We start from the raw sequence: 10,174 nt of genomic DNA, 5'->3' as shown, positions 1-10,174 counted from the left end.
GGCGGTGCGGGATCCATTGGGGGGTTTGGGTTGGGGTGGTTTTGGGGCGCGGGGTTTTTGTGGGGGTCACCTTAATACCTTCCTTTTTTGGCCGCGCCCCCGGTCCTTCCCCCGGGCCCCCGCCATTCGCAAAATCAGGCTGCCTTGCTCAGAGATCCAGCGGACGACTTGCCAGTGCGGCGGTCCTGCTCGATCTCGAAGTTGATCTTCTGGCCTTCAACCAGGGTCGACAGTCCAGCACGCTCGACTGCGGAGATGTGAACGAAAACGTCCGCGCCGCCGCTGTCAGGCTGAATGAAGCCGAAACCCTTGGTGGAATTAAACCACTTGACCGTACCTGTTGCCATTTCGATAGTCCTTTACGTTTGCTTTAGTTTGACTGGGCCGAAACCCAGCCGGTTTGTATCGAGATTTTGGAGATAGAACGTCAGCAAACGCGAATATCGCGAGGCCCGGATCGATCGGCCGAAATATCAATGGACCGCATATAATATGCCTTCGCGCAAAAAACAAGACGGGGCGGAAAATGGCGCGGCGGCAACGCTGCCCAACGGCCGCCCCAATCGCGTGAGAGCGTCGTCGCTGCGCGCCTGACCCGGGAGGATCGCGCCGGCTTCGGGCGCGACCGGGTTTTGGGGAGAGGGACATGAAAATCGTTCTGCTTGCCGCTTGCCTGACGCTGGTGGCCGCCGAGGCGCAGGCGGGCTCGCGCTACGACCCGACCCGCATGAGCTGCGGCAAGGTGCAGGCGACGATCGCGCGCGAGGGCGCGGTCATCCTGCGTTACAGATCGGCGCGCGTGCCGGGGCTGGCGCTCTACGACCGCTACGTGCGGAGCCAGCAATTCTGCGACATCGGCGAGGTCAGGGCGCGGGCCTCGGTGCCGAGCGCCGACACGAATTCCTGCACCGTCTACAAATGCAAGCGGGTGGAGATCGACCGGCGTTTTCGCCGGCGCCTGCTTCCGGATTAGAGTGGGACGAAATGGTGCGCCGGGTGCCGGCCTCGCCTGAATATCAGCACCACTAAAACCCGAACGACACCTGCGCCGGGGGCGGCGGGCCGACGCGTACGCCTTCCATTGCCAGCATCTTTTCTTTGGTGGCCGAGCCGCCGGCCGCGGAAAATCCGCCGATCTTGCCGCCGGCGGCAAGGATGCGGTGACAGGGGATGACCAGCGGCACCGGGTTGGCGCCGAGTGCGGCACCGGTTTCGCGCGCCAGCCCGGCATGGCCGGCGCGCTTGGCCAGTTCGCCATAGGTGGTGGTTTCGCCGAAGGCGAGTTTTCGCGCCGCGTCATAGATCGCCTGGCGGAACTCGTCGACGCCGCTGAGATCGACCGGCACGTTGGAGAAATCTATATCCTCGCCGGCGGCATAGGCCTTGATCGACGCGATCAGCTCGGCAACCCATTGCGGCTCGGGCTTCGCAGGCTGGTCGGCGGCGGCATGGCGCAGCAGCCGGCGCTCGACCGCGTCGCGATTGCGCTGCGGCAGGCAGAGCCGGGTCAGTCCGGCATCGCTCCAGGCGATGCCCATGAAGCCGAGCACGGTTTCGAAGACCGCGTGGCCGGCGGTGGCATGAGAGGCGTGCATGGCGTGCTCCTTTCCGGAATCCTTCGAAGTACAAATCCAGAACAATATCGCATTTCGCGGCCCGGCTCGCCACCCGAAAACCACCGGCTACCGCGGATTGCCCGAGGAAAGATGCTGGTGTAAGGACTTCTTAACACCCGACGAACCGGACCCGAGCGCCGCTTGCCAGCAAAATTCCTCTTTCCCGTCCTTGCGGCGGTGTTGGCCGTGGCCGCTCTCAGCGGTTGCACCTCGACTTCGCCGGTGACCCCGACGCCAGCCTTCACCGAAAATACGGCCAATACCGATGCCGGCTTTACGTTGGCGCTGCCTGACACGGTTTCGGTCCTGCCGGAGCCGTCCGGCGTCGCCCAGACAGCGGCGCTGCCGATCGAGCCGGCCGCCGCCTTTGCCGGGCCGACGCCGCTGGCGGCAAGTACCCCCGCCGTCATGACCGCCAACGCCCTGCCTGTTACCGCGACGCCAGCCGTCGCCATGCCGGTCAGCCAACAGACCGAGGCCATGCCCGGCGTTCAGCCGGTTTCCTACACGCTGCCGCAGGACCCGGCCGCTCTGGCCGCGACCGACCCCACCGAGGGTCAGTCCAACGCCGGCGGCCGCAGCGAGATCGAGCGGCTGATCGAGAAATATTCCGCGCTTTATCAGGTGCCGGTCGATCTGGTGCGCAGCGTCGTCAACCGCGAGAGCACGTTCAACCCGAAAGCCTACAATCACGGCCATTGGGGGCTGATGCAGATCAAGCACGCGACGGCGCGCGGCATGGGCTATGACGGGCCGGCAAGCGGCCTGTTCGATGCCGAGACCAATTTGAAATATGCGGTGAAATATCTGCGCGGCGCCTGGCTGGTCTCAGGCGGCAACCCTAAGCGCGCCGACCGGCTCTACCAGAGCGGCTATTATTACGACGCCAAGCGCAAAGGCCTGTTGGGCGAAACCGGCCTCGGCAGCGATAGCCTGCGCCGCCGCATGCAGCCCGATGCCTGAGCCGCGCCCACCGGCGCCAAACGACATCCGCCTGCGCAAGATCTTCGACGACACGCTTCTGGCGCCGCGCTGGCCCGAAGGTTTTTTCATGCGCGGCTTCGAAGCCGCCGATGCACTCGCTTTGCATACGCTGTTGACCGCGGTGTTCGACGACGGCGCCGACGGGCCGTTCGACGAATGGTGGCCGCGCATTTCGGCTGATGCGGAATTCGACCCAGCTTTGTGTTTCCTGGTCATCGACGGCAAGGGCCGGCTGGCGGGCGCGGCGCTCTGCTGGACGCGGGCTTTCGTCAAGGACCTTGCCGTCCACCCCGAGGCACGCGGCAAGGGCATCGCCGAGGCGCTGATGCGCCACGCGTTTGCGGTGTTTCAGGCAAGGTGCGCGGCGCATGTCGATCTCAAGACCAATACGGTGGAGAACGCGGCTGCGGTCAGGCTCTACGAACGGCTGGGGATGTTCGAAGTCGATTGGGCGGGGTGAGGGGTCGGGGCAAGCGGGCGCTCGATCGTAGAAGTCGGCGCCGCCCCTCATCTGCCTGCCGGCATCTTCTCCCCGTAGAGGGACGGGGAGAAGGGGGCTGGCGGCAAACTCAGCTCCCTTTCTTCAACTCTGGAGATTGGCGAAATCCTTGGCGAAGGCACCTTTCTCCCCGTCACTATACGGGGAGAAATGCCCGGCAGGGCAATGAGGGGCAGCGCACACCTCATGTGATTTGACGCTGCCGCGCGCTGACCTACCCTCTAATGCCGAACCGAGGAGACGAGCGATGCAGTCACCTTTCAACCGAAGCGTCATGCTGGCAGCGGCGGTGATCCTTGCCGCCGCCACCGCAGCCTATGCCCATCACGGCTGGTCGTGGACGCAGGACGGATTTTTCGAACTCAAGGGCAAGATCACGGCCATCTATATCGGCAATCCGCACGCCACGCTGGACGTCGATGCCGAGGGAGAGGCCTGGCGGGTGGAGATGGCGACGCCGTCCCGCACGATCGCCGCCGGCTTTACCGAGGAGGTCGCCAAGATCGGCGACGAGGTGACCGCGATCGGCAACCGCTCGCGCGACGAAAACGAAAAACGCATGAAGGCAGTGCGCGTCATCGTCGGCGGCAAAACCTATGATGTCTATCCCGACCGCGTGCCGCCGGCCTGAATGGACGGGTTTTTTGCCGGCATCGAGCAGCTCGCTATGGTGCGGGGACTAAAGGCCTCGTTCGTCGCCTACCCCATCATCAATGCACTGCACATTATGTCGATCGGCGCGCTGCTCACCAGCGTCTGGCTCATGGATCTCAGGATCCTCGGCGCCTTCCGCTCGCTGCCGCAGACGGCGTTCGTGGCGCTGCTGCGCCGTACCGCATTTGCCGCGTTCGGCGGTGCGCTTGTCACGGGGTCGCTGCTCTTTTCAGTCAGGGCGAGCGAGTATGCGGCGATGCCAATCTTCCTCGCCAAGATGGGGCTCATCCTGCTTGCCGGCGCCAACTTCCTCGCCTTCATGCGGCGCGCAAAAGGCGGTGAGGAGCCGGTCGATGGGGCCGCGACCATGCTGGCTGTGCTCTCGCTGATGCTGTGGACGGCCGTGCTTTTCGCGGGACGGTTTATTGGATTTCTCGGCTGAGGTGAGGGTTGGCGCTGGCGTTCCTTGAGGCGCGAGATGGGTGCGCAGCGAACGCAGCGGTGTCAGCGTGATCCCCGCCGGCGCGCAGCTTCGTGCCGCCGGCTTCATGGCCGATGGAGTTCGATATTGAGATCGAGTGTCGCGGTGGCGTGAGGGGGGAGCGTCGCCTCCCACTCTGCTGAAGCTAAGCAAGTTTGAAACACGCTTTGCACTTCGATCCTGCTAGCGAATTGTTCCTTGATGCAAGTACTTGTGTCCAGCCGACATCGGAGGCATTCTCGGCTAAACATGGGAGGGAATAGATGGCAAAGAAACCGGGCAGAATTGGGGAAGCAGATATTGGGTCAGACGTAATCGCGATCATTGATGCTGAACCGCATCGTGAAATTACCACTACCAAACTGATAGCAGAATTACGAAATAGAATACCACTTAGCGCTGAGGATGAAGAACAACTAAATGGTCGAAACGACGATCGCTTTTCTCAGATAGTCCGCAACATAAAATCTCACAAGGACAGTCCCGGTAATCTAATCTATGACGGGCATCTTATTGCCATTAAGGATGGTTTCAGGCGACCTTAGAGAATTTTTGCTTATAACCAGGCTGGAACCATTTCAGTTCTGTGATGCCAGGCGCGCGTTTGTCCCAAACGAACCAAGCATAAGCGGTCGTGCCGGAGCCCGCTTGCACGGCTCCGGCCGGGTAAAATGTAATCCGCTCGCTGAATACCCATACCCTTGATGGCGGGCATTCCGCGAAGATTGTATTCGCGCGGTTCGCACCCTCCAGAAAGGCCAGCCTGAGGAGCAACGCGAACTTGTTCCGCGCAAGCCTTACTCCGGAGCGGACGAAGCTCTCCGCGCTGTTATAGGGCGGATTGGTCACGATATTATCTGCAGGGGTCGTCGCAGTGTTGAAGTCAACGCCTGCTTTGCCGAAGCCTCGGTTGAACAGATCGGAACTGCGAACCGGGTTGCCGCGGCTTTCTAAGACCCGAGACATTGCCCCGTCGCCGCAAGCGCATTCCCATATCTCACCAACGAATTTCTCGTTTTCTATAAGAGCATGCGTGGCCCATCTTGGCGTAGGGAAATAGTCTGGGCCGTTCAGGTCGGCGAAACGCTTCATGGTGGGCTTGAAGCCACCATTCAAATTATAAGTTGCGTCCATAAAATTGCTCCTGAACGGAAGAAATATTAATGGAATCACATGGTTAATAAGTCGTAAAAACCGGGGGTGAGTCAATTTGACTCGCCCTCGGTTCTGGACGCGCCACAGCTAGCTGAGTAGGATTTTCGGGGCAGGCGAGCAGCGTTGACCATATGGTGTGCATCAATTAGTGTGGTGATGCGAGGATTGGAACGCGCATCACCACTGCCGGGCTCCCCGGTTGCTGGCTATGAATGATCAAATCACGCGTAGCCAGGATTTGTTTATGGCGGCTGCATGTGAGGCCTCCTTCGCGTACGTGGAAAGCCGATCGCTAGGACTGCGATCTTTTACGATCGGCGTGTTCTGGGGCATCTTCGGATGCCCCATTCTCGTTCAAGCTAGGATCAGACGCCAATATCCAGCGACCATCTTCTTCTCTGTAGAGGATTCCATCGCCCTTTAGTCGTGATAGTTGTGGGCTTAGGCTAGATCTGGCGAAAGTTGTGCCAAGCTTGTTGTTGATGATTTCCAGCAGTTCGTTTGTAGTCAGCCCACCTGTTGCTTCTCTGAGGACTTGGACAGCGGCTTCCTTCATAGTGGGAGGCGCCTGCCTTTCTGCCAATTCCTCAGAAGTCGCAAGATTTACATTTGCTGCTGTCGCAGCCCTTTCGATTTGATCAATCTCCTCCTCGATGGACGCTAGCCGACGTCGCGTTTCCGCGAGCGCTCTGATCAGCTCTCTGTGCCTTCGAGCGAGGAGTTCATGTAGCGAAGCCATGGTCAGATCTTATGTCAAGTCTGATGTAGTTGCAAGATAAAAGTGGACTCGAGTCATAGTTAACGAGTCCTTGCGGTTTCTTGCCTCAAAAGGTGGTTGGCATAGCCCTTGCTACGCGCAGTAGCTGCTTCACCCAACAAAAGTCGGGCGAGTCATAGTTAACGAGTCCTGAATGAGGGTCAGCAAGATGCGTCAGAACGACGCACTCTATTTTAAGAGCTAAGCGTCAGCGGGACAGCGCCCCCCTCTGGCCTGCCGGCCATCTCCCCCACAAGGAGGGAGATTGGCTAATCGCCTACGCGAAGTACTCCTGCAGCGGCCTCACTTCCAAGCTCCCCGCCTTCAGCGCGGCAATCGCCTCGGCCACCGCGGCGGCCCCCGAGAGCGTGGTGTAATACGGCACCTTCTGCATCAGCGTCGCGCGGCGCAGCGATTTTGAGTCCGACACCGCCTTCTGGCCGTCCGTGGTGTTGAAGACGATCTGCACCTGGCGGTTGCGGATGGCGTCCTCGATGTGCGGGCGGCCTTCCAGCACCTTGTTTATCTTCTCCGCCGCGACGCCGTTTTCGGCGAGGAAGCGGGCGGTGCCGGAGGTGGCGAGCACTTTAAAACCCTGGCCGGCAAGGCGCTTCACTGCCGGCAATATGCCCTTCTTGTCCTCGTCGCGCACCGAGACGAACAGCGTGCCCGCGCGGGGGAGATCAACACCCGCCCCGAGCTGGCTCTTGGCGAAGGCCAGCGCGAAGTCGCGGTCGAGGCCCATGACCTCGCCGGTCGAGCGCATTTCCGGGCCGAGTAATATGTCGACGCCGGGGAAGCGGGCGAACGGGAACACCGCTTCCTTGACCGCGATGTGGCCGGGATTGCGCGGGTCGGGCATGGCGCCGTAATGGGCGAAGGCGTCTTCCAGGCTTTCGCCGGCCATGATGCGGGCAGCAATCTTCGCGATCGGCCGGCCGATGGTCTTGGCGACGAAGGGCACGGTGCGCGACGCCCGCGGGTTGACCTCCAGCACATAGACGGTGCCGTCCTTGATCGCGTACTGCACGTTCATCAGCCCGCCGACATTGAGCGCGCGGGCAAGTGCTGCCGTCTGGCGCTCCAGCTCGTCGACCAGCTCGGAGGGCAGCGAGTGCACCGGCAGCGAACAGGCCGAGTCGCCCGAATGGATGCCGGCCTCCTCGATGTGCTCCAATATGCCGGAGACGTAGGTCGACCTGCCGTCGCAAAGGCAATCGACGTCGACCTCGATGGCGCCCGACAGATAGGTATCGAACAGAAGCGGGTTCTTGCCGAGCAGCGTGTTGATCTGGCCGGTCTTGTCGTTGGGGTATTTCTGCTTGATGTCCTCCGGCACCAGGCCGGGCACGGTGTCGAGCAGATAGGATTGCAGCATGCTCTCGTCGTGGATGATCTGCATGGCGCGGCCGCCGAGCACATAGGACGGGCGCACCACCAGCGGGAAGCCGAGCTCGCCGGCGACGAGGCGGGCCTGCTCGACCGAATAGGCGATGCCGTTCTTCGGCTGGCTGAGGCCGAGCTTGTGCAGCAGCTTCTGGAAGCGGTCGCGGTCCTCGGCCAGATCGATCATGTCGGGCGAGGTGCCGAGGATCGGGATGCCGGCCTTCTCCAGCGCATCCGCCAGCTTCAGCGGCGTCTGGCCGCCGAACTGGACGATGACGCCGACGAGCTCGCCGGACGCCTGCTCGGCGCGCAGGATCTCCAACACGTCCTCCGGCGTGAGCGGCTCGAAATAGAGCCGGTCGGAGGTGTCGTAGTCGGTCGACACGGTCTCGGGATTGCAGTTGATCATGATCGCCTCGAAGCCGGCGTCGCGCAGCGCAAAAGCGGCATGGCAGCAGCAATAGTCGAACTCGATGCCCTGGCCGATGCGGTTGGGGCCGCCGCCGAGGATGACGACCTTCTTGCGCGACGAGACCTGCGCCTCGTTGGCGAGCGCGCCGGCAAACGGCACCTCATAGGTCGAATACATGTAGGCGGTGGGCGAGGCGAATTCGGCGGCGCAGGTGTCGATGCGCTTGTAAACCGGATGAACGTCGAGCTTGTCGCGTATCTTCTGGATCTCTTCGACATCCTTCCTGACCAGGGAGGCGAGGCGGGCGTCCGAAAAACCCATCGCCTTCAGCATGCGCAGATTGGCGGCGTCCTCGGGAATTCCGTGCTCGCGGATGCGGGCTTCCATGTCGAGAATGCCGGCGATCTGTTCGAGGAACCACGGGTCGATCTTGCACATCGCGTGCACGTCTTCGAGCGAAGTGCCCATGCGGATCGCTTGCGCCACCATGCGCAGCCGGTCCGGCGTCGGCGTGCCCAAGGCGGCGCGGATGGCGTTGCGGTCGTCGACGTGGCTGGCAGCTGTCGTCCCATGGCCGATGCCGGGGATCTCGATCTCGTCCAGACCGGTCAGGCCGGTCTCCAGCCCGCGCAGCGCCTTCTGCAGCGATTCCCGGAAGGTGCGGCCGATGGCCATGACCTCGCCGACCGACTTCATCGAGGTGGTCAGCACTGGCTCGGCGCCGGGAAACTTCTCGAAGGCAAAGCGCGGGATTTTTGTCACGACATAGTCGATGCTCGGCTCGAACGAGGCCGGCGTTGCTCCGCCGGTGATGTCGTTCTCGAGCTCGTCCAGCGTGTAGCCGACGGCGAGCTTGGCGGCGATCTTGGCGATCGGAAAACCGGTCGCCTTGGAGGCCAGCGCCGACGAGCGCGAGACGCGCGGGTTCATCTCGATCACCACCAGGCGGCCGTCGGCCGGGTTGACGGCGAACTGCACGTTGGAGCCGCCGGTCTCGACGCCGATCTCGCGCAGCACCGCGATCGAGGCGTTGCGCATCATCTGGTATTCCTTGTCGGTCAGCGTCAGCGCAGGGGCGACGGTGATCGAATCGCCCGTATGCACGCCCATCGGGTCGATGTTCTCGATCGAGCAGACGATGATGCAGTTGTCGGCTTTGTCGCGGACAACCTCCATCTCATACTCCTTCCAGCCGAGCACGCTCTCCTCGATCAGCACTTCGGTGGTCGGCGAGGCATCGAGGCCGGACTGGACGATCTCGAAGAATTCGGCGCGGTTGTAGGCGATGCCGCCGCCGGTGCCGCCCATGGTGAAGGACGGGCGGATGATGGCGGGCAGGCCGACATGGTCGAGCGCTTGTGCTGCAATCGCCATGGCATGGCTGATATAGCGCTGCTTGCGGTCGCCTTCGCCGAGGTTCCAGCGCGTTTCCAGAGCATCGAGCGCGGCGTCGAGATTTTCGGGCTTCTCGGCCTTCAGCGCGGCGCGCTCGGCCTCGTGCGTCTTGCGGTCGGCATTCTTGACGTCGGTGGCGTTGGCCAGCATCGACTTCGGCGTTTCCAGGCCGATCCTGTTCATCGCCTCGCGAAACAGCGCGCGGTCCTCGGCCTTGTCGATTGCGGTGGCGTCGGCGCCGATCATCTCGACCTGATAGCGGTCGAGCACGCCCATGCGGCGCAGCGACAGAGCGGTGTTGAGCGCGGTCTGGCCGCCCATGGTCGGCAGCAGCGCGTCCGGCCGCTCCTTGGCGATGATCTTGGCCACCACTTCGGGCGTGATCGGCTCGATGTACGTGGCGTCGGCCAGCTCCGGATCGGTCATGATGGTGGCCGGATTGGAATTGACCAGGATAACGCGAAAACCCTCTTCCTTCAGCGCCTTGCAGGCCTGGGTGCCGGAATAGTCGAATTCGCAGGCCTGACCGATGACGATGGGGCCGGCCCCGATGATCAGGATCGACTTGATGTCGGTGCGTCTTGGCATGTCGAGGGTCCGTTTCGGCGGGCGGCTTGCACAAAAAGCCGGACGGGATGACCCGGCCGGTTGTGCTCGCGATTCTGGTATCAGGCTAGGAGGGCCTTATAGGGAAGAGTTTTGCCGGATGTAACCCCCTAAAATGGCAGTAGGGCAGTAGGGCAGTAGGGCAGTAGTCCACTACGACACTACGAGACAACTCAACAACGGGAGTACGCGAGTCCGCGGTTTCTCTAAAAGACTACGGGGCGGAGGG

Annotated in this window: 11 protein-coding genes; 6 read left to right on the top strand and 5 right to left on the bottom strand. The window is 62.2% G+C overall.

What is annotated here, in order from left to right:
* Positions 1-134: 134 nt before the first annotated feature.
* The gene (locus NKH33_RS32865) at positions 135-347 is read right to left on the bottom strand and encodes a cold-shock protein (RefSeq protein ID WP_023678332.1); all 213 of its coding nucleotides are present in this window, start codon (positions 345-347) and stop codon (positions 135-137) included.
* Positions 348-646: 299 nt separating this feature from the next.
* On the opposite strand from NKH33_RS32865, the gene NKH33_RS32860 reads away from it, so the two are divergent.
* Positions 647-973, top strand: coding sequence for a hypothetical protein (locus tag NKH33_RS32860; RefSeq protein WP_352772958.1), 327 nt, complete (start codon positions 647-649; stop codon positions 971-973).
* A gap of 52 nt (positions 974-1,025) precedes the next feature.
* Here NKH33_RS32860 and NKH33_RS32855 read toward each other — a convergent pair whose 3' ends face one another.
* Positions 1,026-1,595 carry a methylated-DNA--[protein]-cysteine S-methyltransferase gene (locus tag NKH33_RS32855; RefSeq protein WP_352923675.1) on the bottom strand — a complete coding sequence of 190 codons (570 nt, stop codon included), beginning with the start codon at positions 1,593-1,595 and terminating at the stop codon, positions 1,026-1,028.
* A gap of 207 nt (positions 1,596-1,802) precedes the next feature.
* On the opposite strand from NKH33_RS32855, the gene NKH33_RS32850 reads away from it, so the two are divergent.
* The 5 genes from NKH33_RS32850 to NKH33_RS32830 all read left to right on the top strand — a co-directional run bounded on the left by NKH33_RS32850 (position 1,803) and on the right by NKH33_RS32830 (position 4,779).
* A complete protein-coding gene (locus NKH33_RS32850; protein ID WP_352923672.1) occupies positions 1,803-2,579 on the top strand; it encodes a transglycosylase SLT domain-containing protein in 777 nt (258 codons plus the stop codon).
* On the top strand, positions 2,572-3,060 hold the full coding sequence (locus NKH33_RS32845) for a GNAT family N-acetyltransferase (RefSeq protein ID WP_352923669.1): 489 nt from the start codon (positions 2,572-2,574) through the stop codon (positions 3,058-3,060). Before NKH33_RS32850 ends, NKH33_RS32845 begins: the two co-directional genes overlap by 8 nt.
* Positions 3,061-3,346: 286 nt before the next feature.
* Entirely contained in the window at positions 3,347-3,730 is a 384-nt protein-coding gene (locus NKH33_RS32840; protein WP_352772968.1) for a DUF6152 family protein, read from the top strand.
* Complete coding sequence (locus tag NKH33_RS32835) at positions 3,731-4,195, top strand: DUF6644 family protein (RefSeq protein WP_352923667.1); 465 nt, start codon at positions 3,731-3,733, stop codon at positions 4,193-4,195.
* A 302-nt stretch (positions 4,196-4,497) separates the two neighbouring features.
* Entirely contained in the window at positions 4,498-4,779 is a 282-nt protein-coding gene (locus NKH33_RS32830) for a hypothetical protein (protein ID WP_352923665.1), read from the top strand.
* Here NKH33_RS32830 and NKH33_RS32825 read toward each other — a convergent pair.
* The 3 genes from NKH33_RS32825 to carB form a co-directional block, all read right to left on the bottom strand.
* Positions 4,766-5,368, bottom strand: coding sequence for a hypothetical protein (locus NKH33_RS32825; RefSeq protein ID WP_352923662.1), 603 nt, complete (start codon positions 5,366-5,368; stop codon positions 4,766-4,768). The genes NKH33_RS32830 and NKH33_RS32825 overlap by 14 nt on opposite strands.
* Before the next feature lie 313 nt (positions 5,369-5,681).
* Positions 5,682-5,945 carry an HTH domain-containing protein gene (locus NKH33_RS32820; RefSeq protein ID WP_352923660.1) on the bottom strand — a complete coding sequence of 88 codons (264 nt, stop codon included), beginning with the start codon at positions 5,943-5,945 and terminating at the stop codon, positions 5,682-5,684.
* A 478-nt stretch (positions 5,946-6,423) separates the two neighbouring features.
* Positions 6,424-9,927: a carbamoyl-phosphate synthase large subunit gene (gene carB, locus NKH33_RS32815; RefSeq protein WP_352923658.1), complete on the bottom strand. Its 3,504-nt coding sequence runs from the start codon at positions 9,925-9,927 to the stop codon at positions 6,424-6,426.
* Positions 9,928-10,174: the final 247 nt, after the last annotated feature.

The organism is Mesorhizobium sp. M1182 (genome assembly GCF_040318335.1).
Taxonomy (GTDB): Bacteria; Pseudomonadota; Alphaproteobacteria; order Rhizobiales; family Rhizobiaceae; genus Mesorhizobium.
Note: the sequence above shows the minus strand (reverse complement) of the source record. Positions and strands in the feature narration are given on the sequence as shown.

Coding starts and splice junctions, on each gene's coding strand:
- NKH33_RS32865 (WP_023678332.1), bottom strand. CDS start 347: ATGGCAACAGGTACGGTCAAGTGGTTTAATTCCACCAAGGGTTTCGGC.
- NKH33_RS32860 (WP_352772958.1), top strand. CDS start 647: ATGAAAATCGTTCTGCTTGCCGCTTGCCTGACGCTGGTGGCCGCCGAG.
- NKH33_RS32855 (WP_352923675.1), bottom strand. CDS start 1,595: ATGCACGCCTCTCATGCCACCGCCGGCCACGCGGTCTTCGAAACCGTG.
- NKH33_RS32845 (WP_352923669.1), top strand. CDS start 2,572: ATGCCTGAGCCGCGCCCACCGGCGCCAAACGACATCCGCCTGCGCAAG.
- NKH33_RS32840 (WP_352772968.1), top strand. CDS start 3,347: ATGCAGTCACCTTTCAACCGAAGCGTCATGCTGGCAGCGGCGGTGATC.
- NKH33_RS32835 (WP_352923667.1), top strand. CDS start 3,731: ATGGACGGGTTTTTTGCCGGCATCGAGCAGCTCGCTATGGTGCGGGGA.
- NKH33_RS32830 (WP_352923665.1), top strand. CDS start 4,498: ATGGCAAAGAAACCGGGCAGAATTGGGGAAGCAGATATTGGGTCAGAC.
- NKH33_RS32825 (WP_352923662.1), bottom strand. CDS start 5,368: ATGGACGCAACTTATAATTTGAATGGTGGCTTCAAGCCCACCATGAAG.
- NKH33_RS32820 (WP_352923660.1), bottom strand. CDS start 5,945: ATGAAGGAAGCCGCTGTCCAAGTCCTCAGAGAAGCAACAGGTGGGCTG.
- carB (WP_352923658.1), bottom strand. CDS start 9,927: ATGCCAAGACGCACCGACATCAAGTCGATCCTGATCATCGGGGCCGGC.